Origin of the sequence: Enterobacter sp. MGH 38, assembly GCF_000492855.1 — a bacterium.
In the GTDB taxonomy this organism is placed as follows: Bacteria; Pseudomonadota; Gammaproteobacteria; order Enterobacterales; family Enterobacteriaceae; genus Enterobacter; species Enterobacter hormaechei_C.
The window spans coordinates 263,796-288,116 of sequence record NZ_KI535608.1; the positions used below are offsets into that span (position 1 = coordinate 263,796).

Here is a 24,321-nt window from a genome sequence, read left to right on the forward strand (position 1 = left end):
AAGGAATAGACATGAAACTCAGCAACATTGCTTCTACTGTTATTGCAACTCTGGCCCTGGTCGCGGGTGCCGCTCACGCAGAAGATCCGGTAGCGCCTGTATCTGTAAACGGTGGTACGGTGCATTTTAAAGGTGAATTAGTGAATGCCGCGTGTTCAGTGAATACTGACTCTTCAGAGCAGACGGTTAATCTTGGCCAGTACCGTACCGCGAAATTCACTAAAGTGGGTGACACCACCTCCAATATTCCGTTCACCATCGAACTGAACGACTGCGATCCTGCGGTAGCGAAAACCGCTGCTGTCGCGTTTACCGGCCAGATCGACGCCACCGACAAAACGCTGCTGGCGGTAAGCTCCGGTAACAACGACAACTCCGCGAAGGGCGTAGGTATTGAGATCCTCGACAGCAAATCCTCCACGCTGACCCCGGACGGTGCAACCTTCTCTGCGGCGCAGAACCTGATTGAAGGGACTAACACCCTGAACTTCACCGCGCGCTATAAAGCCACGGCGGCGACCACCGAGCCAGGCCAGGCAAACGCGGACGCAACATTCGTAATGAAATACGAGTAATGCCTGAGTACAGGGATGTGGCTGGCCTCAGGGAAGAGGTCTTTTGATCGCCTATACCGGGAGCGAAGGATGACAAGGACTGGGATACTGCTGTGCGCCCTTGCGATTGCCCCAGCGGTAAACGCACATACCGTGGTTATTGACGGCGGCAAAGTACACCTCAGGGGAGAGCTGGTTAACGGCGGCTGCGCCGTGGCTCCGGACAGCCAGAATATGCGCGTGGATATGGGGCAATACCGCACAAACGCCTTTTCCGGCGTCGGCAGCTTTTCCACGGTTAATGTGCCGTTCACCGTACGTCTGCTGGATTGCAGCGTGGACGTCTCCCGCACCGTGGGGATCCAGTTCCAGGGAGTGACACCGGCAGAAGACCCGCAGGTTTTCCTGGCGACATCGCGGCCGGGGGAAAATGCGGTCAGCAGTGGTGTCGGGCTGGCGCTTTTTGACGAACAGCAACGTCAGATTATCCCGAACGCGACGGCGGTGAGCTGGTTACCCATTAACACCCGCGAGCTGGTATTTCATTTCAGCGCCCGCTACCGGGCAATTTCCGAACACCTTGTACCAGGCACTATTCAGTCGAATGTCTGGTTTACGTTGATTTATCCCTGACGCCTGCGAACTAATTATTAAAGGTACGGTTGTGATGAACACCCTGATTAAACCTGGACTGTTTTTATCTTTTATTTTGATGATGGTTTCTGCCAGCACGAATGCGTCCGGCGGAATTGCGCTGGGTGCGACGCGCGTTATTTATCCGGCCGATGCCAAACAAACGTCGCTGGCGATCACCAACAGCAATAAACAAGAGCGCTATTTAATTAACGCGTGGATAGAAAATGCCAACGGGCAAAAGGAAAAAACCTTTGCCGTCACGCCGCCGCTGTTTGTCAGCGAGCCGGCCAGCGAAAACACCCTGCGCATTATCTACGCAGGCCCGGCGCTGCCTGCCGATCGCGAATCGCTCTTTTACATGAACGTCAAAGCGATTCCCTCCGTCAGCAAAAAACATCAGGACGGCAACAACGTCCTGCAACTGGCTATTCTGTCACGTATCAAGCTGTTTGTTCGCCCGGCTAACCTGGCGATGCCGCCGGAAGAGGCGCTCTCACAGCTGCGCTTTGAGCGCGTCGGCAACCATCTTAAGGTGAGCAATGCCTCACCGTATTACGTCACGCTGGTCAATCTGAAGCTCGGCGGACAGACGCTGGATAACCTGATGGTTGCTCCTAAAAGCTCGGCGCAGCAGGTGCTGCCTGCCGCTACGAGCGCCACGCTCTCCTGGCAGAGTGTGAATGACTATGGCGCCATTACGCCGGCGCGTAGCGTCAGCCTGTGAGCAGAGACAGGGCGATGAACACTCAATGGCGTTACTGCCCGGTTGCGCTGGCACTGATGGCAACGCTCTGGCCACTCGCTGGCTGGGGCGAAAGCTACTTTAACCCGGCGTTTCTCTCCGATGACACGGCGAACGTCGCGGATTTGTCGCGTTTTGAAAAAGGCCACCAGCAGGCACCGGGCGTCTATCGCGTCGATATCTGGCGTAACGATGAGTTTATCGGCACGCAGGACGTGCGGTTTGAGCAAGCTGACAACACGCCGCCGGTCGCAGGCGGTTTGTCGCCGTGCATTACGCGCGCGATGCTCGATCGCTTTGGCGTCAATATCGCCGCCTTCCCGGAACTGAGCAACGTGCAGGGCGATACCTGCGTTCCGCTCACAACGGCTATTCCGGGCAGCGAAGCGGCGTTCAACTTCGCCTCGTTGCGCCTGAACGTCAGCCTGCCTCAGGTGGCGATGCAAAACAGCGCCCGCGGATATATTCCGCCTGAACAGTGGGATGAAGGCATCCCTGCCGCGCTGCTGAACTACAGCTTTACCGGCAACCGGGGCAGCGACGACGACAGCTACTATCTGAACCTGCAAAGCGGGTTGAACTATGGCGCCTGGCGATTACGCAATAACGGCGCGTGGCGTTATACCGAAAGCAACGGCCAGCGGCACAGCAGCTGGCAAAATATTGGTACCTGGGCGCAGCGTACGATCATCCCGCTGAAAAGCGAGCTGGTGCTTGGCGACAGCAACACCGGTAACGATGTCTTCGACAGCGTCGGTTTTCGCGGTGGTCGCCTCTATTCGTCCGACAGTATGTACCCGGACAGTCTGCAAGGTTACGCGCCTACCGTGCGCGGAATCGCCCGCACCCCTGCCAAAGTGGTGATCCGCCAGAACGGATACGTGATTTACCAGAGCTATGTGCAGCCGGGGGCTTTTGCGATAACTGACCTTAACCCGACCTCCTCAAGCGGTGACCTGGAGGTGACGGTGGAAGAGAAGGACGGCAGCCAGCAGCGCTACACCGTCCCGTATTCCACCGTTCCGCTGCTCCAGCGTGAAGGACGCTGGAAATACGATCTGGTGGCAGGGGACTATCGCAGCGGCAACAGCGAGCAGGACACGCCGTTCTTTACTCAGGGTACGATGATTGCGGGTCTTGCCGACGGCTACACGCTGTACGGCGGAACGCAGCTGGCCTCGCGCTATACCGCCATCGCCATTGGCGCGGGTAAAAACCTCGGTGACTGGGGGGCGGTTTCACTTGATCTCACCCATGCCCGCAGCCAGCTTGCCGATGATAGCCGCCATGAAGGGCAGTCCCTGCGGTTCCTGTACGCAAAATCCCTTAACGGATTCGGTACCAACTTCCAGCTGCTGGGCTATCGCTACTCGACCAAAGGCTTCTACACCCTCGACGATGTGGCCTGGCGCACAATGGAAGGCTACCAGTATGGCGACGATCAGGACGATGACGGCGTGCCGGACGTGCAGAGCTATCACAACCTGACGCTGAATAAAAAAGGGCGTTTCCAGCTCAATATCTCCCAGTCTCTTGGCGATTACGGCTCGGTGTACGTGTCGGGCAGCCAGCAAAGTTACTGGGGCACCAGCGAATCCAACGTCTGGTATCAGCTCGGCTACGCGGGCGGGGTGAAAGGGGTCAGCTACGCCTTATCCTGGTCGTGGAACAAGGCCGTCGGCATTGATGGAACCGACCGTATCGCCTCTTTCAACGTCTCCGTACCGTTCAGCCTGTTCACCCGTCACGGCTACCGTCGCGATAGCGCGATCGACAGAGCCTATGCCACGGCCTCTTCCAGCCGAAACAGCAACGGTGATACCAGCTGGCAGACCGGAATAAGCGGAACGCTGCTAAAAGATCGTAACCTGAACTACAGCGTTACGCAGGGCCACACCAGCAATAACGGTGCCAGCGGCAGCGCCAGCGCTAACTGGCAGGCAACGTACGGTACGCTGGGCGTGGGCTACAACTACACGCGGGATCAGCACGACCTCAACTGGCAGCTTTCCGGCGGCGTGGTAGGGCATTCAGACGGCATCACATTCAGTCAGCCGCTGGGCGATACCAACGTCTTGATCAAAGCGCCGGGCGCGTCAGGCGTGAGCGTCGAAAACCAGACCGGCGTCAAAACAGACTGGCGTGGCTATGCGGTGATGCCGTACGCCACGGTGTACCGTTACAACCGCGTGGCGCTCGACACTAACACCATGAGCAACAACACCGACATTGAAAATAACGTTTCCAGCGTCGTGCCGACGAACGGTGCGCTGGTGCGCGCCAGTTTTGACACCCGCATCGGCGTGCGCGCGTTGCTCACCGTTAAGCGTGATAACCAGCCTGTGCCGTTTGGGGCGGTGGTGCGTGAGACGCAGAGCGGCGTAACCAGCATGGTGGGAGATGACGGTCAGATTTACCTGAGCGGGCTGCCACTGAGCGGGGAGCTGCTGATTCAGTGGGGAGACGGGAAGCAGTCCCAGTGTCGTGCGCCCTACAGCCTGCCAGAACAGAGCCTGCAACAGGCGATCACACTTAAGGGGATCCGCTGTGAATAAAATCCATTATCTGGGGCTATCCCTGCTGGCATTTTTGCCGCTATCTCAGGCGTTCGCCACCGTCTGCGTCAATGAAAATGGCGTGCCGACGGAGGTGTATTACGACCTGACGGATAAATTCAACAGCTCCAATAACCAGGTGGGGCAGATTGTCACACTCAGCGAGAAGTCTCAGTGGGTGGGTGTTAACGCCGTCTGTCCTAAGGGAACGTCCGGGAACACCACCAAGCGCAGCTATGTTACCGATTTCCCGGTCACGGGCACCAGCGATGGCTACCAGTATCTGAAGCTTAACGACTATCTGGACGGAGCGATGAAAATCACCGACAGCTACGCTGGCACCTTCTATCCACCCAGAAAGTACATTCAGATGGGGAGCCATCCGAACGTGTCTAAAAACAAACCGTTTGGTGTACAGGATTCCAGCCTCGTCTTCCGGCTTAAGGTGACCCGACGCTTTATTAATATGGTGGTGATCCCCCGGGCGACCATGTTCCGGGTTTACGTCACCACGACCTCCTCGGATCCGCTCACCACGCCGGTTTATACCATCAGCTACAGCGGGACCATTCAGGTGCCTCAGAGCTGTGAAATTAATGCCGGGAATGTGGTGGAGTTCGATTTCGGAGACATCGGCGCCTCCCTGTTCAGTAAAGCGGGCATCGGGAATAAGCCGGAGGGGATCTCAGCGCAAAGCAAAACCATCGGCATAAAATGCACCAACGTCGAGGCGAACGCCATGCTCACGATGCGTGTTGAAGCGGAGAAGGTTTCAGGCAGTACGCTGGTTTCCGATAACGCGGATGTGGGTTTTGTGATTGCCAACAGTAATGGCGTGCCGCTGACGCCCAACAACCTGACCAGCAAAATCCCGTTCCGTCTGGACGACAGCGCTCAGGCACAGGTGGGGATCCGCGCGTGGCCCGTCAGCGTGACCGGTAAAAAACCTGCCGAGGGGCGTTTTACCTCTCGCGGCTATTTACGCGTCGACTACGACTAAGGAGCAGATATGCGAAACGGAATACGGTATTTAGCCGTCGCGCTCTTTGCGCTTTGCTCCCCTGCACACGCAGAGACGGCGCTTGGGGAAATTAACATTCAGCTCTACGGCAATATCGTGGATTTTACCTGCGTGGCGGAGGGGGACGACAGCAATAAAACCGTCACGCTCGGCACCTGGCCCACGAAACAGCTCCGCACAACGGGGAGCCGGACGCAGCCTGTGCCGTTCACCCTGAAGCTGACCGGATGCCCGCCGGGGGCAGCTTCGGTCACATTTACGGGGAAGATGGACGGGCATGATAACAGCCTGCTGGCGCTGAATGATGCCAGCGCGGCCAGCAACGTGGCCGTGGAGATCCTTGACCGGGATAAAACGCGCCTCGCGTTGCAGCAGGCCAGCCAGACGGTGGCGGTGGATGCGCAGGGAAATGCAGAACTGTCGTTTTATGCCAATTATATCGCCACGGCGGATAATCCGCAGCCGGGCCGGGCTGACGCCGATGCAACGTTCATGATCAATTATAATTAATCGTATCCACTCTCCCTGTGACGATTATATGTTGCAGGGAGATAGAGGGATTACAGTAATTCGTGCGCTTTCGCGTAATCAATTAATTCAACGATACTTTGCACGCCCAGCTTGGAAAAGATATTAGACTTATGGGCACTAATTGTTTTGTTGCTAAGTAATAATTGATCCGCAATCTCCTTATTAGATAATCCGTTCGCCAGATATCGCAGAACCGTCACTTCACGATTCGATAATGGCATATCCACAGCGGCGCCCGTCCGCGACCCCAGATGGTTTATAAAACTTAATGTTTCTGAAGGGAAGAAAGAATAGCCCGTCAGTATCATTTCCACCGCGTTATAAATTTCCCCCAGATCTTTTCGCTTACTGACAAAACCATTTGCCCCGGCGCGGATGGCGCGTCCTGCGTAGAAGGCTTCAGATTTTGAAGAGAGGAAAAGAACCTTAATGTCTTTATTTAAGTTCCTGATTCTTTTCAGTAATACGAACCCATCCGTGCCCGTCATTTCAATATCGAGAATGACCAGGTCAATGGGGTGGTTGCGTATACAGTCAAGCACTTCGTGGCTGTCGCCTGACTTCAGTTTGACCTGGATGTTTTTATTTTTCTGTAGCAGGACTTCTATCGACATTCTGACGATAGGGTGTTCGTCCATAATGATAACGGATGCCGGTTTCATTTTTTATGCCTCAGATTGTTAAAAGCGTTATGCTGAGTTTTGTTAAAACTCTCGAAAAGCCGGAAGGATAATTGCGCAGATCCTTGTACGGTAAATGTCCCTGGGAAGAGCGAAAGCATCCTTGTTTACGTAGTGGTGATATCAATGCCTCAGCGCAGTTATCTCATAAGGCTGGTTATGGCAAAATGATTTTTCTTATTCGCGTGTCAAACACGTCTTATTATACCGTTTAAGTATTGTCCGAAAAGCCTGTAAATTAATATCCATATATTGCTGATTATTATGTTCTGGATCTGAATCACTAACTTTTTAAAATTAGCAAAAATGTCCTGATATTGCATTTACCACACACTTTCATCTTTATGTAATAACAAAAAATAAACGATTTTACTGTATGTTAAATGAATGTTAACAGTGAGCGGGCTGTGACAACCAGCATCCCGCCTGCCCGCCATCCCTGAAATCCGCCATTTCGTGCGTCATCTCTCCGTTTCAAACGTCTCCTGGCAAATTGCCGTTCCCAACAACAGAACAGCACTATCTGCTGTTTTCTTCACCTCTCATCGCATTCTTTTACAGGTAAATCGCTTGTTTTTACACCATTATCATCCTGTTAACGGAAGCGCCAGAACCTTAACGCATGGATAAAATCACTCTCGTTGAGCGTACCAGCAGCATTTCGCATGGTTTAAGGTCAAGAATTAGGAATAGTTATAAAATCGAAAGTTTTGTTAAAAAACACAAAAATTTAACATGTTTCCTAAGTAATTTCCTAAAGGTCTTTAGGAATTAAGAAGTTACTGAATACGTTAATACGTGAAATCTGAGAGGTTGTTGAGAAGATGTAGCAACTCATGACGATGATTCAGTCCAAGTTTCGCCAGGATGCAGCTGAGACGGTAAATAATGCGGCTATATGGGCGGTTCTGTAACTGCGCGATCTGACGCAAGGAGCTACCCTGTGACAGCGCCTGTAAGATCGGCCATTCATCCCGTGAAAACCACTCTTTGCGGTTGCCGGCGGGTGCCGGTGCTTCCAGCAAGGTTTGTTGCATAGCTAACGCCGTAAGCTGGCGTTCAAGCACATGAAAAGGGCCAGCCGCTTTACAAAACAGGCGAGCATCATAATCATCGGCGCGGACGAGCAGGTAGGGTGTCAGGTAGGGGGCGAACAGGCTGTGGCGGCGTAATCGGTCCAGCAGGTCAATGAGCGGCGAGGCGCGGCTTTCAATGTCAACTACCAGACGCGATGAAGGCCAGTGATTTAAATCACTGAGAGCGGCATCCAGCGTGGAATAGTCGCAGCAATTGCTCAGGGGCGACTGCCCGCTCAGAAAACCGGAACGGAAATAATTATCCTGTGTGACCAGAATGATAAAGGGAGCATCGGTTTTGCGGGTCTGGTTGATTGACTGGCTCAAATATTCGAGACGATCAAAAAATGGGAGAGCAAAAGGCGAGTGCGTAGAACCCAGTGAATCACTTCCTGTCCGACGACGCCGGTAACGGCGTACTGTCATTCGCATAGCTTCCCTCTTGGCGATGACCGTTCAGTCCTCCTGCCATCTCCAGGATGGCCAATAATATCCCTGACCGAAGCGCGCGCCAGCATGAAGCGCGCATGTACGGTCCCGTTCTGTTTCAATGCCTTCAATAAGCACATTCGCAGCAATTTTTGAACAAAGGGTGACCAGCTGTGTCAGCGCCGGCGTTTCACGTAAACGCCAGAAAGCGATCTTATCGATTTTTATTCCGCTTAACGGCAGGCGACAGGATAAAAATGCTTGCCCTGACGCTTCATCAATATCATCCAGCCAGATCCGGTGTCCCCGCGCGGTCAACTGCTGAAGCGCACAACTCACCCTCTGACGTACCGGGTCTGAGAGTGAAAAGAACGAGGCAGGTTCCACGAGTTCAATGTTCAGCGGTGGGCTGTTAAGTTGCAGTAAACGCTGGAACATTTCCGGTATGGTCAGAACGGTTATCGGCAAATTTATGAAAAGGTTGTCACAGGGGAAGGGGTTTTTTAACGCGGCGATCTGTGCTTCCAGCAACATAAGCGCCCGGGTGGCTGACCAGTCCTGGAAAAAGCTTTCGCTTTGCTGATGCGGCGACAGCACGCTGAGCACTTCGGCCCCCACCGCGCGTGAAGAGGAGAGGGCGACAATAGGTTCAAGCTTAATGCCTGTAATGTCGTGTGAGATGTGCTGCACGCACGCGGGAAAACCTGTCTGCTCTGGCGCTGTCACTCCGTCGTCCTGTTCACTTCCAGCCTCCAGGCGGCCGGGATACCGCAGGACAGTGTGAAGGTGAAGTAAACAGGAAAACAGCAGGCGTTACTTAAAAGCGGCTAAGCCTTTTCGCAGCCCGTAAAAGAGGGATAAATGTTGAAAAAACAGCCGTATTTACAATCAGCTAGTCATTATCGCCAGAGAAGGCGGAAAAGGCATTGACTCACTACGCATTGACCGTATAATTCCAGGCGTTTCACCACCGCGAAGTACACTCTTCTCCGTGCGCCCTTAGCTCAGTTGGATAGAGCAACGGCCTTCTAAGCCGTAGGTCGTAGGTTCGAATCCTACAGGGCGTGCCATTTAAAAACAGGCGCTTACGCCAGTTTCAAGCCAGCCTGATTTTCTTCATGAAACACCCATCGCGAAAGTAGCGTTAACGCACATTTTTCACAGCACAATTGACTGTTATAACAGTATTTTTCTTACGCTGTGGCAATTTTATTATTCCTCTACCATGCTCATATCACCTCACTCTCACTCGTGGGGCTTTTTGTAGTTGCTGATTAATCTCAAGGAAAAAGGTTATGAAAAAAACGACTGCTATTTTGATGGGCGCTGCATTTCTGTTTACCACCAATACCTTTGCGGCTGAACTGCTGACGAAAAACGAGTTTGAGAAAGTTGAATCACAGTACGAAAAAATCGGTACCGTGAGCACGGCTAACGAAGTCTCTGTCGACGATGCGAAAAAAGAGCTGGTCGAAAAGGCCGATAAAGAAGGTGCTGATGTACTGGTGCTGACTTCCGGTAATACAAACAACAAAATTCACGGCACCGCCGATATTTACAAGAAAAAATAATACCTTAGTAACCACCCCTGTTTCGGGGTGGTTGCGCGCCCTACCTCCCTCCCAACATTGTTTCTTGCCGCTTCTCGCTCAGAGAGGCCGTTTACACTTGATTACGTATACATAATGCGTATAGTTCTCATTTGCATTTCTTTTAATAACTTTTAAGGCCCGACAACGGGTCATTTTTGCGCGCACGTTAAGAGCTCATTATGAACAACACCACAATGCACAAAACGCTGCTGGCGATTGCCATCGGCGCGGTAACCCACTCCGCTTTTGCGGCGGATGAGAAAAAAGAGGACACCATCGTCGTCCAGTCCACGGCGGGGAGTGATTTCAAACCCGGCGGCGACCAGCTGGTGCCCGCCTTCCTTGACGGGCAGGTGGCGAACGGCGGGCGCATGGGTATGCTCGGTCAGCAAAACGCCATGGACGTGCCGTTCAATATCATCAGCTACACCTCGAAGCTGGTGGAAGATCAGCAGGCAAAAACCATTGCTGACGTGGTTGCCAACGACGCGGGCGTGCAATTTGTTCAGGGGTACGGCAACAGCGCGGAAACCTTCCGCATTCGCGGCCTGAAGTTTGACGGCGACGACATGACTTTTGGCGGATTGTCCGGCGTACTGCCGCGTCAGGTGGTGGATGCCCAGATGGTCGACCGCATCGAGATCTTCAAAGGGGCCAACTCCCTGATGAACGGTGCCGCAAGCTCGGGCGTGGGCGGGATGATCAACCTTGAGCCAAAACACGCGGGCGACACCCCGCAGGCGAAAGTGGGTGTGGACTACACCTCGGATTCCCAGATTGGCACCACGCTGGATGCGGGCCGCCGCTTTGGCGATAACGACCAGTTTGGCGCGCGGGTGAACCTTGTGCATCGTGAAGGCGAAACCGGCGTGCCGAACGACCGCCGCCGCACCACGCTGCTCTCCACCGGCCTGGATTACAAAGGCGACCGTTTCCGCACCTCGCTGGACCTGGGCTACCAGAAAAAAACCTTCCACGGCAGCCCGACCAGCGTCAACATTTCGGCGGTGGATTTTGTGCCTGAACCGCCGAAGAACGATCGCAACTTCTCGCAGAAGTGGGCCTACAGCGATATCGAAAACGAGTTCGGGATGTGGCGCAGCGAGTATGACATCACCGATAGCTGGACGGCGTATACCGGTCTCGGCGCGCAGCACGCGCACGAAGAAGGGATCTACAGCGCGCCGAAGCTCCTCGATAAGAGCGGTAATGCGGTGGTCAGCCGTCTTGATACCAACCGCATCAGCGATTCTGTCAGCGGCATGGCGGGCATTCGCGGTAACTTCACTACCGGATTCGTCTCGCACAAGGTCAATGTTGGCTATTCGGCGATGACCAAAAACGAAAAGATCGCGTGGAAAATGTCGGCGACGAAGGATAATCCGACCACCAACATCTACCACAACACCGGCGTCGATATGCCGGACAGCTCCAACCTCAACGGCTCAGGCGGCAAATACAGCGATCCGCTGACCAGCGGGCGCACCCGCACGCAGGGTTGGCTGCTGAGCGATACCCTGGGCGTGCTGGACGACAAGCTGCTGTTCACCGCAGGCGCGCGGCATCAGAAAGTGGTGATTCGCGGGTACAACAAAATCACCGGTGCGGAAAACGACGCGGACGGTTTCGACGGCAGCCGCTGGATGCCCACCTACGGCGTAGTCTATAAACCGTGGGAGGAAATTTCCCTCTACGCCAACCACACCGAGGCGTTACAGCCCGGTGAAACCGCGCCTCGCTCAGCAAACAACTACGGCCAGAGCACCGGTATCGTTCACTCTAAGCAGAACGAAGTGGGCGTAAAGGCGGACTTTGGCCGCGTGGGCGGCTCCCTGGCGCTGTTTGAGATCAAAATGCCGTCGGCGATCCTTGACGACAGCGGTCACTACGGCCTGGATGCAGAACAGCGTAACCGCGGCGTGGAGCTGAACGTCTTCGGCGAGCCAATGCTCGGGATGCGTCTGAACGCCAGCGCCACCTGGTTGCAGGCCGAGCTGACCAAAACCAAAAACGGCGTCAATCAGGGCAACGATGCGATCGGTATTCCGAGCTTCTACGCCGTGCTGGGCGCAGAGTACGATATCAAGCCGATTGAAGGCCTGACGGCGACTGCGCGCGTTAACCACTCCGGCACGCAGTATGCCGATCTTGCGAACAGCAAAAAGCTGGACAGCTACACCACGCTGGATCTGGGCATGCGCTATCGCTTCGCGGTGAACCACAATGAAAATCAGATGACCGTACGGGCAGGTATCGACAACGTGACCAACGAGAACTACTGGTCAAGCGTGGACGATTCCGGTACTTACATTACTCAGGGCGAGCCGCGTACCTTTAAGGTCTCGGTTGGCTACGAGTTCTAAGCGTTCCACCTCGTTATCCGGGGCAGGGACGCCCCAATCCCTTCGTTGTCGTGTTATAAAATTGTAATAAAAGCTTCTTACACTGGTCGCCACAACCTTACCTCTTGGCCAATGACAGGAAGCCGCTATGGGCAGACCCCTCAAATCCGTATTTAAAAAAGAACATCGCGACGATATCAGTAACCGCAGCGCTAACCCGGTATTCTCCGAGGTTGCAGAAGTGTTCCTCTCGCGCCGCCGTTTTCTCCAGATGGGGGCCGTAGCGGGGGCTGCCGTATCATTCCCGTATCTGATCACACCCGAAAATGCCATTGCCGCGGTATCGAAGCCTTCCGCGCTGGCAAAAGCGGTTTCCCTGGGCTTTACCAGCATCGACGTCTCTACGGAAGACACGGTCAGGGTGCCGGAAGGTTATATCGCCCGCCCGTTCTATCGCTGGGGTGATCCGACGGGGATCAAAGACAACATGCCGGCCTTTAAGCCGGACGCCAGCAATACCACAGACGAACAGGCTGTGCAGGCGGGCATGCACCACGACGGCATGGCGTGGTTTAGCCTGCCGCAGGGGGCGCAAAACCCGGAGCATGGCCTGCTGGCGCTGAACCATGAGTACATCGACAACGGAATGCTGTTTACCGACGGTACGGCGAACTGGAGTCTCGACAAGGCCCGCAAGGGGCAGAACGCGATGGGCGTGTCGGTGGTGGAAGTGAAAAAAACGGGCAGCGGCTGGGAGGTAGTGCGTCCGTCTTCCTTCGCCCGGCGTATTACCGTCAATACGCCGATGCAGCTTACCGGCCCGGCGCGGCATCAGGATTTAATGAAAACCGCCGCCGACCCGCAGGGGGAACGCGTTCTGGGCACCATGCAGAACTGCGCCAACGGCCACACGCCGTGGGGCACCTATCTCACCTGCGAGGAGAATTGGTCGGACATTTTTGTCAAAAAAGCCGATCTCAACCCGCTGGAAAAACGCTACGGCATCAGCGACAGCGATGAATCGTACCGCTGGAACGAGGTGGATGAGCGGTTCAGCGTTGATAAAACCCCTAACGAACCCAACCGTTTCGGCTGGGTGGTGGAGATCGATCCCTACAACCCGACCTCCACCCCGCGCAAGCACACCGCGCTCGGCCGCTTCAAGCATGAGGGGGCCGCCGTCACGCTCGCCGCCGATAATCGCGTGGTGGTCTACATGGGCGACGACCAGAAGTTTGAGTACATCTATAAGTTTGTCTCGGATAAAAAATACGATCCCGCGAACCGGGAAGCCAATATGCAGCTGCTGACGTCCGGCACGCTGTACGTCGCCAGGTTCAACGAGGACGGCAGCGGCGACTGGCTGCCGCTGATCTTCGGGCAAAATGGCCTGGATAAAAGCAACGGTTTTGCAAGCCAGGGCGATCTGCTGATTAAAACCCGTCTGGCGGCCGACGTGGTGGGGGCGACGAAAATGGATCGCCCGGAGTGGATAGCCGTCGATCCGCACGCCAGCGGCAGCGTCTACTGTACGCTCACCAACAACAGCGATCGCGGGAAGGAGGGCAAGGCGCCGGTCGATGCCGCCAACCCGCGCGCCAACAACGTGTTTGGGCACATCATGCACTGGCACGAAGACGGTGCCGACCCTGCCGCCGCACGCTTTAAGTGGGATATTCTGGTTATGGCCGGGCGTACCGACGGCGACGATCCCATAGCCAAAGGCTCGATGCAGGGCGCGGCATTTGGCAGCCCGGATGGGTTGTCGTTCGATCACCAGGGCGTGCTGTGGATCCAGACCGACGTTTCCTCCAGCACCATCAATAAGAAAGCGTACGAGGGGATGGGCAATAACCAGATGGTGGCCACCATTCCGGGCACCAACGAGTATCGCCGTTTCCTGACCGGGCCGCGCGGGTGCGAAATCACCGGCATTGCGTTTACGCCGGACAACCGCACGCTGTTTATCAACATTCAGCATCCGGGGGAGGGCGGGGATGATATTACCGACCCGGCCAATCCGCGCGCTGTTTCCAACTGGCCAGACGCCAGCCCGAACGGGCGTCCGCGATCGTCAACAGTGGTGATTACCAAAGCGGACGGCGGGATCATCGGGTCGTGACGTTTATCCGCCGGGCGCATGCGCTGACCCGGCGTTAAGCTTGCTACCACCAGCATGAAGTGTTAAAACGTGCCCCTTCTAAAAAAGAGACAGGGGTAGGGCGTGAAAGACGCGTCATCCGCTTCAGGCCATGGTAGCGCTGAAGCTTCGTCGGATCAGAGTCCGACGCTGCAACGTGGTTTGCAAAATCGACATATTCAGTTAATTGCCCTCGGCGGCGCAATCGGTACCGGGCTGTTTCTCGGCATCGGCCCCGCTATACAGATGGCTGGCCCGGCGGTTCTGCTGGGTTACGGTATCGCCGGGATTATCGCCTTCCTGATCATGCGCCAGCTCGGCGAGATGGTCGTTGAAGAGCCGGTGTCCGGCTCCTTCGCACACTTTGCCTATAAATACTGGGGGCCGTTCGCAGGTTTCCTCTCCGGCTGGAACTACTGGGTGATGTTCGTGCTGGTGGGCATGGCCGAGCTGACCGCCGCCGGCATCTATATGCAGTACTGGCTCCCGGACGTGCCAACGTGGATTTGGGCCGCGGCCTTCTTCATCATCATTAACGCCGTTAACCTTGTGAACGTCCGCCTGTATGGCGAGACCGAGTTCTGGTTCGCGCTGATCAAGGTGCTGGCGATTATCGGCATGATCGGCTTTGGCCTGTGGCTGCTGTTCTCCGGCCACGGCGGCGAGCGCGCCACGATCGATAACCTGTGGCAGCACGGCGGCTTCCTGGCGACTGGATGGAAAGGGCTGATCCTCTCGCTGGCGGTCATTATGTTCTCCTTCGGCGGGCTGGAGCTGATTGGCATCACCGCGGCTGAAGCGCGCGATCCGCACAAAAGCATCCCGAAAGCGGTCAACCAGGTGGTGTACCGTATCCTGCTGTTCTATATCGGCTCGCTGGTGGTGCTGCTGGCGCTCTACCCGTGGGTGGAAGTGAAATCTGACAGTAGCCCGTTCGTGATGATCTTCCACAATTTGAACAGCAACGTGGTCGCTTCGGCGCTTAACTTCGTCATTCTTGTGGCGTCGCTGTCGGTCTACAACAGCGGGGTTTACTCCAACAGCCGCATGCTGTTTGGCCTCTCCGTACAGGGTAACGCGCCGAAGTTCCTTACCCGCGTCAGCCGTCGCGGCGTGCCGGTCAACTCGCTGTTCCTTTCTGGCGCTATCACCTCGCTGGTGGTGCTGATTAACTATCTGCTGCCGAAAGAGGCGTTTGGCCTGCTGATGGCGCTGGTTGTCGCCACGCTGCTGCTTAACTGGATCATGATCTGCCTGGCGCACCTGCGCTTCCGCGCGGCGATGCGCCGCAAGGGGCGCGAGACGCAGTTTAAAGCGCTGCTCTATCCGGCGGGGAACTACCTCTGTATCGCCTTCCTCGGCCTGATTCTGGTGCTGATGTGCACCATGGATGAGATGCGCCTGTCAGCGATGCTGCTGCCGGTGTGGGTGGTGTTCCTGTTTATTGCATTTAAGCTCTCGCGCAAAAAGTAGCACGGTTTTCTCCCTCTCCCTGTGGGAGAGGGCCGGGGTGAGGGCACCAGACCGCACCAAACCAGACCACACCACACTGCCCCGCCTTCACCCCGGTGGCGCTGCGCTTACCGGGCCTACAAAGTATCACTCCACCTTTATCGTGACCCCCCTCCCAATTCCGTTTCGATCCACAGGATCTTTATTTTGTAATCGATTACTTTTTATTTGAACTGTTTTGTAATCGATTACTTTTTCCGGGTGAGGCTTATCATGGTGTCAACTGAGAGTAGTGAAAAGGCGATAACGCAACACCGGCTGCTGGTGCCGCGTCTGTCGCTGATGATGTTTCTGCAATTTTTTATCTGGGGTAGCTGGTCGGTCACGCTTGGCCTGGTGATGACCCGGCACAACATGTCTTTGCTGATTGGCGACGCGTTCTCTGCCGGGCCCATCGCTTCTATTCTTTCGCCGTTCGTGCTCGGGATGCTGGTGGACCGCTTCTTCGCCTCGCAGAAGGTGATGGCGGTGATGCACCTCGCGGGCGCGGCGATCCTCTGGTTCGTGCCGGGGGCGCTGATTGCTGAGAATGGCGCGCTGCTGATTGGCCTGCTGTTTGGCTACACGCTCTGCTATATGCCGACACTGGCGCTGACCAACAACATTGCGTTTCACAGCCTGGCGAACGTGGATAAAACCTTCCCGGTAGTGCGCGTGTTCGGCACCATCGGCTGGATCGCGGCGGGCATTTTCATCGGCGTCACCGGCGTGGCGTCCAGCGTCACCATCTTCCAGGTGGCGGCGGTCAGCTCCGTGCTGCTGGCGCTTTACAGCCTGACGCTGCCGCACACGCCAGCGCCGGCAAAAGGCCTGCCGGTTAAGGTGCGGGATCTCTTCTGCGCGGACGCCTTCGCGCTGCTTAAAACCCGCCACTTCTTCGTCTTCTCCGTCTGCGCGATGCTGATCTCTGTCCCGCTCGGCACCTATTACGCCTACACCGCCTCGTATCTGGCGGATGCCGGCATTGCCGACGTCAGCACCGCCATGTCCTTCGGGCAGATGTCTGAGATCGTCTTCATGCTGGTTATTCCTCTGCTGTTCCGCCGCCTGGGCGTGAAATATATGCTGCTGATCGGCATGCTGGCGTGGTTCGTGCGTTATGCCATGTTCGCGTTGGGCGTCAGCGAAGAGGGGCGCATTCTGCTGTACCTCGGCATTCTGCTGCACGGCGTCTGCTACGATTTCTTCTTTGTCGTCGGCTTTATCTATACCGACCGCGTGGCGGGCGAAAAGGTGAAAGGCCAGGCCCAGAGCATGATCGTGATGTTCACCTACGGCATCGGCATGCTGCTCGGCTCGCAGATTTCCGGCGCGCTCTACAACCGCCTGGTGGCAGGACAGACCGTGCCGCAGGCGTGGGTCACATTCTGGTGGATACCGGCGGTGGCTGCCGCGGCGATCGCGCTGATTTTCCTTCTCACGTTTAAGTATGACGATGACAAGGCGTAACGTTCAGGAGGTGGTATGAGGACAATGAAAGGACCGGGCATTTTTCTGTCGCAGTTTATTGGCGCAGAAGCGCCGTTTAATTCGCTCGACGGGCTTGCTGAATGGGCGGCAGGTAAAGGTTATAAGGCGGTGCAGATCCCCTGCAACCATCCGCACATCTTTGACGTCGAGAAAGCCGCAGAGAGCCAGGCCTACTGCGACGACATCACCGCCAGGCTGGCCGCACACGGGCTGGTTATCAGCGAGCTGTCGACCCATCTGAAAGGGCAGCTCGTGGCGGTGAATCCGGTTTACAGCGAGGCGTTTGACCACTTCGCACCCGCCGCCGTGCGCGGTAACGAGGCGGCGCGCCGGGCGTGGGCGACGGAAAAGCTGAAGCAGGCGGCGGTCGCTTCGGCCAGATTAGGGCTGAAGGCGCACGCGACCTTCTCCGGCTCGCTGGCGTGGCCGTTTTTCTATCCGTGGCCGCCGCATAACGAGCAGCGTTTTCAGGAAGCGTTCGAGGAGCTGGCAACCCGCTGGCGGCCAATACTGGATACCTTCGACGAGCAGGGGGTGGACGTCTGCTTTGAGCTGCATCCCGGGGAAGATCTGCACGACGGCGTGACCTTCGAGCGTTTTCTGGCGCTGGTGGATAACCATCCGCGCTGCAACATTCTCTACGACCCGAGCCATATGCTGCTTCAGCAGATGGACTATCTGGCCTTTATCGATATTTTCCACGCGCGCATTAAAGCGTTCCACGTGAAGGACGCGGAGTTCCGACCCAGCGGGCGCAGCGGCGTCTACGGCGGCTACCAGCCGTGGATCAACCGCGCCGGACGCTTTCGCTCGCCCGGCGACGGGCAAATCGACTTTAAGGGCATCTTCAGCAAGCTGACCCAGTACGACTACGACGGCTGGGCGGTGCTGGAGTGGGAGTGCTGCCTGAAGGATGGCGATACCGGCGCGAGTGAGGGCAGCGAATTTATCCGCCGCCACATTATTCCCGTTTCCGGACGGGCGTTTGATGATTTCGCCGCAGGGGGCTGCCATGATTAACGTCGGGATTATCGGCAGCGGGTTTATTGGCCCGGCACACATCGAGGCGCTCAGGCGTCTCGGGTTTGTGCAGGTGGTCGCGCTCTGCGACGGTTCGCTCGTTAAGGCGCAGGAAAAGGCGCGCCAGCTAAATGTCCCGCATGCTTACGCCAGCGTGGAAGAACTGCTCGCGCACCCCAATCTGCATGCGGTGCACAACTGCACGCCGAACCACCTGCACGCGGAGATTAACCGCCAGATCCTGCGCGCGGGCAAGCACGTGTTTTCCGAAAAGCCGCTGTGCATGACGCCGGACGAGGCGCGCGAGCTGGTGGCGCTGGCAGAGCAGGCGGGCGTGGTGCATGGCGTGAGCTTTGTCTATCGTCAGTTTGCGATGGTGCGCCAGGCGGCGAGCATGATGCGCGCGGGCACCGTCGGGCGGCTGTTCGCCTCGCACGGCAGCTATTTGCAGGACTGGATGCTGCTGGAAACCGACTACAACTGGCGGGTGGATGCCGCGCTCGGCGGCGCGTCGCGGGCGGTGGCGGATATCGGTTCCCACTGGTGCGATACGGTACAGTATGTGACAGGCAGGCGCATTACCGAGGTGATGGCTGATTTATCCATCGTCTGGCCGAGGCGCAAGGCCAGCGCGGGTGGTTATCAGACCTTCTCCCATGACGAGCAGGCGGAGTATGAAGTCAAACCGGTCACCACCGAAGATTTTGGCTCGGTGCTGTTCCGCTTTGACGACGGCAGCAAGGGCAGCTTTAGCGTCTCGCAGGTGAGCGCGGGGCGAAAAAACCGCCTGACCTTTGAAATTAACGGCAGCGAGCAGTCGGTGGCGTGGGATCAGGAAATCCCGCAGCAGCTGTGGATCGGCCATCGCGCCCGGGCAAACCAGACGCTCACCGATGATCCAGGCCTGATGAACCCTGACGTGGCCGACAGCGCCCACTTCCCCGGCGGACATATCGAAGGCTGGCCGGATGCCTTTAAAAATATGATGGCGCAGTTTTACCGTGCCGTGCAGGCGGGCGCGATGCCGGATAATCCGCAGTTTGCCACCTTTTACGATGGCGCCAGTGTGATGTATATCATTGATGCAATTGTGAAAAGTCATCAGCAGCAGCGCTGGGTGCGCGTGGAATACTGACGCATTGCCCGGTTCGCCGGGCAATCAATTTATGGTAGCCTGCACAAAACGCTAACCGCAGGATGTATCGTCGCTATGTCAATTCAGAAAATCGCTCAACTGGCCGGGGTATCCGTGGCAACGGTCTCCCGCGTACTGAATAACAGCGATACCGTAAAGGCGAAAAACCGCGAGCGCGTTCTGCGGGCGATTCAGGAGAGCAACTACCAGCCAAACCTGCTCGCCCGTCAGCTGCGCACCGCCCGCAGCTATATGATCCTGGTGATGGTGTCCAACATTGCCAACCCGTTCTGCGCCGAAGTGGTGAAGGGCATCGAAGCCGAGGCGGAGAAAAACGGCTACCGCATTCTGCTGTGCAACTCCGGCTCGGACATCGAGCGCTCCCGCTCGGGCTTAAGCCTGCTCTCCGGCAAAATCGTCGACGGCATTATCACCATGGATGCATTCTCGAAACTGCCGGAACTGGCCGCGCTGATTGGCAACGCGCCGTGGGTACAGTGCGCTGAATACGCCGATGCGGGCGCGGTCTCCTGCGTCGGCATCAATGATGTGGACGCTTCACAGCATGCCGTCAGCCAGCTGGCCGACGGCGGCCGCAAGCGTATCGCGATGATCAACCACGATCTCAGCTACAAATATGCCCGCCTGCGCGAACGCGGCTACAAGAGCGTGATCCACCTGCGGGATCTGGACTATCAGGCGGTGGAGTATGCCAGCGATCTCAGCTCCGGGGCGGGCATGGCGGCGATGCAAAACCTGCTAAAAGCAAACCCGCCGGATGCGGTATTTGCCGTTTCCGATACGCTGGCGGCGGGCGCGCTGCGCGCCATTCAGCAGGCAGGTCTTCGGGTGCCGGAGGATATTGCCGTGGTCGGCTTTGACGGTACGGAGCTGGCGGACATGATTTCGCTCACCACCATCGAACAGCCGTCGCGGGATATCGGGCGCAAGGCGGTCGATCTGCTCTTAAATAAGATCGACAACCCGGACGCGCCCACGGAAAGGGTGATGATGGACTGGCGCTTTATTTCCCGCGCCAGCACCTGATTATTGCGCGATGACGCCAGCCAGGGAGCGAATATCGTTCCCGGTTGGCGACTGGTGAATACGCAGGCCAAATTCATCCACCACCGCGAAAATATGATCGAAGATGTCGGCCTGAATATCTTCGTATTCCGCCCAGATCACCGTGTTGGTAAAGGCATATATTTCAATCGGCAGCCCGTTGGCATCCGGCGCGAGCTGGCGCACCATCAGCGTCATATCTTTACGAATACGCGGGTGGTTACGCAGATATTCATTCAGGTAGGCACGGAAGGTGCCGATATTGGTCATCTTGCGCAGGTTTAATACCGATTCCCCTTCGCCGTTCTGCTGATTCCACAGGTTAATTTCCTCATGACGCGCCGCCAGATACGGCTTCAGCAGTTTCGCCTGAATCAGTTTTTGCTGCTCCTGCTCGTCGAGGAAATGAATGCTGGTGGTATCGATATTCAGGCTGCGCTTGATGCGGCGACCACCGGAGGCGGACATGCCGCTCCAGTTGATGAACGCATCGGACACCAGCGCCCAGGTCGGGATGGTGGTGATGGTGTTATCGAAGTTGCGCACTTTAACGGTGGTCAGGCCGATGTCGGTCACCGTGCCGTTGGCGCCGTATTTCGGCATCTCCAGCCAGTCGCCGAGCTTGAGCATGTCGTTGGCTGAGAGCTGAATACCGGCCACCAGGCCGAGTATCGGGTCTTTAAAGACCAGCATCAGAACGGCAGCCATCGCACCCAGGCCGCTTATCAGAATGGCGGGTGACTGACCGATCAGCAGGGAGATAATTAGTATCCCCACCAGAATGGCGCTTACCAGCTTGATGCCCTGGAATATCCCCTTCAGCGGCAGCTGTGACGCGGTGGCCATTTTCTGCGACAGATTGAAAATCACGTCCAGCAACGAGAAGAAGGAGAGCAGGGCATAAACCATCACCCACAATTTCGCGCAGGTGGTAAGTAATTCCGCCGCTTCGCTGCCTTTTTGCAGCCACAGAACCGCCTGAACGTTGACGATTATCCCCTGGAGGGTAAACGCCAGACGGTGAAATAACTTGTTCTGCGTAATGATCTGCAACCATAAATGGCTGCTGGCCTGGGCGCGTTTCTCGAATGCGCGCAGCACCACTTTGTGCAGAATAAAATGAACGATAATGGCCGTAAGAAAAATAATACCAAAGATAATCACTAAAGAGGTGGTGTGATTAATTTCAATCCCTAACTCTTCAACCTGAGCAATTAATTCCTGCATAACGTCTCCTGTATTGATGCAGCCCCATAATGGCGGCTGCGGATCTATTATGCAAATTCAGGCAGTTTTATTTTGTCGCCGGACAGGCCTTGACGACCGGTAAACACAGACGATGGCGCATACGCAGCGTGGCCAGCGCCAGCACCACCATCATGGCCGTTTCCACCATCAGGAAGACATTGACCGCCTGGGTGTAATCTCCGTGATGATTTTGCAGCCCGTGCAGCAAAATCTCGCCGAAAATGGCCGGGCCAAGCCCCAGCGCAGCCTGTTGCAGCGTGCTTAAAATCGCGCTCGCGGCCCCCGCGTCGTCAGGCTGAATATCACGCATCCCGATACGGTAGAAGCTGTTTACAATCAGCGCCTGCCCGTAACCCACCAGCCCGGTGGCCGGGGCCAGCGTCAGCGCGGTATTCTGCATTCCCCAGTGACGGAACGTGGCGATCAACGCCACCAGACCGACAAGCTGAATCGCAAGTCCGGTCAGCAGGATGGCGCTGGTGCTGTAGCGGGCAATCAGGCGTGGGGCGAACCAGGCAGAAATAAAATAGGTGACGCCAAGCGCGATAAAGCTGTTCCCGGACTGCCACGGCGCCATCCCCAGACCGCTTTGCATGGTCAGCGCCATACAGAACATGAACCCGGACCAGACGCTGAAAAAGAGTATCCCGATTAGCACGCCAAAGCGGATGCTGCGCAGCTGCAACAGGCGCGGCGCGATGAGCGGGTGGGCATTCTCACGCTCTTTTTTGCGCGCGTTCAGCACCATTACACAGACCAGCGGCACAATCGCCAGCAGTGCGGCCTTCAGCGGCCACGACCAGTGCCACTGCGGGCCGAGCGCCATCGGGAACAGCAGACAGCACAGTATTGCCGTCAGCAGGACAGTCCCGGTCCAGTCAATGCGCGACGGCGTGTCGCGGCGGGTTTCCGGCACGTAGCGACGGCTCAGCGCCAGCACCACCAGACAAATCGGCACGTTGATAAAGAAGGCGTTGCGCCAGCCCAGCCCGGCGATGTCCGCCGACACCAGCCAGCCGCCACCCATCTGGCCGACGATAAACGCAATTCCGCCGATACCCCCGAACAGGCTGATCGCTCTGGCGTGTGCCGTTCCTTTTAACGTCACATGCAACGTCGCGAGAATTTGCGGCATGATCAGCGCGGCGCCCGCACCCTGAATAATGCGCGCGCCAAGCAACTGTTCGATATTGCCCGCCATGCCGCACAGCAGTGAGGCCAGGCCAAAACACGCCACGCCCCACATAAACAGGCGACGGCGGCCAAGGTTATCGCCCAGCTTGCTGCCGGGTGCCAGGCAGACGGCAAAGGCCACGCCGTAGAGGGCGACGATCAGCTCCAGTTCAGTGGCGGTGGCGTGTAATGAATGGGTGATGGAATCCAGCGCCACGTTGGTGATTGAGGTATCAATCAACGGCAGCATCTGGCCGGTTAACAGCAATATCAGGCCCGCACGACCCGGTGAAACAACTGACGTATTCATGGTGACTCCATTGCGTCAAACAGCGTAGAGTCGTAGCATCAACCATCTGATAAACGGGTACCAGTTCTTACTTATACTGGTACTGGCACTACCATGCAGGAGATGTTATGGCGCTGATGTCTGAACCTGTCACCTCTCTCCAGGATGACACCCGCAAGCAGCTGGGCGCGTTTTTGCGTGCCCGGCGCGAAAGCCTCGATCCGCAGCGCCTCGGCTTACCGCGCAGCGGTCGCCGCCGCACGCCGGGCCTGCGCCGGGAAGAGGTGGCGATGCTCGCGGATGTCGGCGTGACCTGGTACACCTGGCTGGAACAGGGCCGGGACGTCAATCCGTCCAGCGCGGTGATGGCCGCCATCGCAAAAGCGCTGCAATGCACCCCGACCGAAGCCCGGCATCTTTTTGTGCTCGCCGGTTTGCCGCCGGGCGAAGCCCCGCAGGCGGTGTGCTGCGAGGGGATCAGCGAAGGCACGCGTCGCCTGCTGGATACCCTGATGCCGAAACCCGCCAGCATTCAGAAACCGAACTTTGATATCGTGGCGTGGAACGACAGCTTCGGCCACCTGATGGGCGTCGATTTCAACGCTATCCCGCCGGAAGATCGCAACTGTATTTACCTGTTCCTCACCCATCCGGCGTGGCGCGCGCGGCTCGGCAAACGTGACGACGTGCTGCCGATTTTCGTCTCCTACTTCCGCGCGGCAATGGCTGAGCACCGTGGCGACCCGCTCTGGGAAGCGAAGCTGGCGCGTTTTTTTGCGGTGTCCGAAGAGTTCAAAACCCTGTGGCACCAGCGTAACGACGTGCGCGGCGTGGAGAACCAGCTCAAGTTGTTCACCCATCCCGAGCTGGGGGATTTTCATCTCCAGCAGATGTACTGGTACTCCGCCCCGCGAAACGGATCGCGGCTGCTGGTCTATTTACCCGTGGATGAGGCAGGGGAGAGGGCGATGGCGTGGCTGGCGGAGCAGGGGATATAAATTTTTGCGAGGGGCTTTCAGGGAATCAACGCTGATCCGGTCCTGCCTGGAATAAGCTGGTAAGGTGAATCACGAAAGGCAAAATTAGCCTTTAATGCAAATTGCCTTACATG

The 24,321-nt window shown here is 56.7% G+C and carries 20 protein-coding genes and 1 tRNA gene; 16 read left to right on the top strand and 5 right to left on the bottom strand.

The genetic code is table 11. The features are described 5' to 3' along the window. Positions 1 to 11 precede the first annotated feature (11 nt). From fimA to sfmF, 6 genes are all read left to right on the top strand, one after another. Positions 12 to 575, top strand: coding sequence for a type 1 fimbrial major subunit FimA (gene fimA, locus L384_RS10065; RefSeq protein WP_003858911.1), 564 nt, complete (start codon positions 12 to 14; stop codon positions 573 to 575). Between the two features lie 69 nt (positions 576 to 644). Then, complete coding sequence (fimI, locus tag L384_RS10060) at positions 645 to 1,187, top strand: type 1 fimbrial protein subunit FimI (protein ID WP_003858910.1); 543 nt, start codon at positions 645 to 647, stop codon at positions 1,185 to 1,187. Between the two features lie 34 nt (positions 1,188 to 1,221). Continuing rightward, positions 1,222 to 1,914 carry a type 1 fimbria chaperone FimC gene (gene fimC, locus L384_RS10055; protein ID WP_023324260.1) on the top strand — a complete coding sequence of 231 codons (693 nt, stop codon included), beginning with the start codon at positions 1,222 to 1,224 and terminating at the stop codon, positions 1,912 to 1,914. Positions 1,915 to 1,928: 14 nt separating this feature from the next. Further along, positions 1,929 to 4,487 carry a fimbrial biogenesis usher protein gene (locus L384_RS10050; RefSeq protein WP_022650523.1) on the top strand — a complete coding sequence of 853 codons (2,559 nt, stop codon included), beginning with the start codon at positions 1,929 to 1,931 and terminating at the stop codon, positions 4,485 to 4,487. After that, a complete protein-coding gene (gene fimH, locus L384_RS10045; RefSeq protein WP_003858903.1) occupies positions 4,480 to 5,487 on the top strand; it encodes a type 1 fimbria D-mannose specific adhesin FimH in 1,008 nt (335 codons plus the stop codon). The genes L384_RS10050 and fimH overlap by 8 nt, the downstream gene beginning before the upstream one ends. Before the next feature lie 9 nt (positions 5,488 to 5,496). Then, entirely contained in the window at positions 5,497 to 6,018 is a 522-nt protein-coding gene (sfmF, locus tag L384_RS10040; protein WP_023315556.1) for a fimbria assembly protein, read from the top strand. Between the two features lie 50 nt (positions 6,019 to 6,068). Here the strand turns inward: sfmF and fimZ are convergent, their stop codons facing one another. From fimZ to L384_RS10025, 3 genes are all read right to left on the bottom strand, one after another. Next, positions 6,069 to 6,701 (bottom strand): fimbria biosynthesis transcriptional regulator FimZ, encoded by a 633-nt coding sequence (gene fimZ / locus L384_RS10035; RefSeq protein ID WP_003858901.1) that lies wholly within the window; start codon positions 6,699 to 6,701, stop codon positions 6,069 to 6,071. A gap of 809 nt (positions 6,702 to 7,510) precedes the next feature. Next, positions 7,511 to 8,227 carry a helix-turn-helix transcriptional regulator gene (locus L384_RS10030; protein ID WP_022650524.1) on the bottom strand — a complete coding sequence of 239 codons (717 nt, stop codon included), beginning with the start codon at positions 8,225 to 8,227 and terminating at the stop codon, positions 7,511 to 7,513. 24 nt (positions 8,228 to 8,251) lie between these two features. Beyond that, positions 8,252 to 8,914 carry an EAL domain-containing protein gene (locus tag L384_RS10025; protein ID WP_032628360.1) on the bottom strand — a complete coding sequence of 221 codons (663 nt, stop codon included), beginning with the start codon at positions 8,912 to 8,914 and terminating at the stop codon, positions 8,252 to 8,254. Between the two features lie 303 nt (positions 8,915 to 9,217). Between L384_RS10025 and L384_RS10020 the strand changes: the two genes are divergently transcribed. The 9 genes from L384_RS10020 (at position 9,218) to L384_RS09980 (ending at position 20,482) form a co-directional block, all read left to right on the top strand. After that, positions 9,218 to 9,294, top strand: a tRNA-Arg gene (locus L384_RS10020). 225 nt (positions 9,295 to 9,519) lie between these two features. Then, positions 9,520 to 9,795, top strand: coding sequence for a DUF1471 family periplasmic protein YahO (yahO, locus tag L384_RS10015; RefSeq protein ID WP_003858898.1), 276 nt, complete (start codon positions 9,520 to 9,522; stop codon positions 9,793 to 9,795). Positions 9,796 to 9,995: 200 nt separating this feature from the next. Beyond that, on the top strand, positions 9,996 to 12,179 hold the full coding sequence (locus tag L384_RS10010) for a TonB-dependent receptor (protein WP_023324262.1): 2,184 nt from the start codon (positions 9,996 to 9,998) through the stop codon (positions 12,177 to 12,179). Between the two features lie 127 nt (positions 12,180 to 12,306). Further along, positions 12,307 to 14,280 carry a PhoX family protein gene (locus L384_RS10005; protein WP_023324263.1) on the top strand — a complete coding sequence of 658 codons (1,974 nt, stop codon included), beginning with the start codon at positions 12,307 to 12,309 and terminating at the stop codon, positions 14,278 to 14,280. A gap of 102 nt (positions 14,281 to 14,382) precedes the next feature. Further along, on the top strand, positions 14,383 to 15,771 hold the full coding sequence (gene pheP, locus L384_RS10000; protein ID WP_023324264.1) for a phenylalanine transporter: 1,389 nt from the start codon (positions 14,383 to 14,385) through the stop codon (positions 15,769 to 15,771). A gap of 252 nt (positions 15,772 to 16,023) precedes the next feature. Further along, the gene (locus L384_RS09995; protein ID WP_023324265.1) at positions 16,024 to 17,259 is read left to right on the top strand and encodes an MFS transporter; all 1,236 of its coding nucleotides are present in this window, start codon (positions 16,024 to 16,026) and stop codon (positions 17,257 to 17,259) included. 15 nt (positions 17,260 to 17,274) lie between these two features. Continuing rightward, positions 17,275 to 18,300 carry a sugar phosphate isomerase/epimerase family protein gene (locus tag L384_RS09990; protein ID WP_023324266.1) on the top strand — a complete coding sequence of 342 codons (1,026 nt, stop codon included), beginning with the start codon at positions 17,275 to 17,277 and terminating at the stop codon, positions 18,298 to 18,300. Next, the gene (locus L384_RS09985; RefSeq protein WP_032628156.1) at positions 18,293 to 19,435 is read left to right on the top strand and encodes a Gfo/Idh/MocA family protein; all 1,143 of its coding nucleotides are present in this window, start codon (positions 18,293 to 18,295) and stop codon (positions 19,433 to 19,435) included. Before L384_RS09990 ends, L384_RS09985 begins: the two co-directional genes overlap by 8 nt. A 75-nt stretch (positions 19,436 to 19,510) precedes the next feature. Further along, a complete protein-coding gene (locus L384_RS09980) occupies positions 19,511 to 20,482 on the top strand; it encodes a LacI family DNA-binding transcriptional regulator (protein ID WP_023324268.1) in 972 nt (323 codons plus the stop codon). Here L384_RS09980 and L384_RS09975 read toward each other — a convergent pair whose 3' ends face one another. Further along, on the bottom strand, positions 20,483 to 21,727 hold the full coding sequence (locus tag L384_RS09975; RefSeq protein ID WP_023315564.1) for a mechanosensitive ion channel family protein: 1,245 nt from the start codon (positions 21,725 to 21,727) through the stop codon (positions 20,483 to 20,485). It abuts the gene before it with no gap. Positions 21,728 to 21,794: 67 nt separating this feature from the next. Further along, positions 21,795 to 23,231: an MFS transporter gene (locus tag L384_RS09970; RefSeq protein ID WP_023324269.1), complete on the bottom strand. Its 1,437-nt coding sequence runs from the start codon at positions 23,229 to 23,231 to the stop codon at positions 21,795 to 21,797. A gap of 107 nt (positions 23,232 to 23,338) precedes the next feature. Between L384_RS09970 and L384_RS09965 the strand changes: the two genes are divergently transcribed. Then, a complete protein-coding gene (locus L384_RS09965; RefSeq protein WP_003858886.1) occupies positions 23,339 to 24,208 on the top strand; it encodes a helix-turn-helix transcriptional regulator in 870 nt (289 codons plus the stop codon). Positions 24,209 to 24,321: the final 113 nt, after the last annotated feature.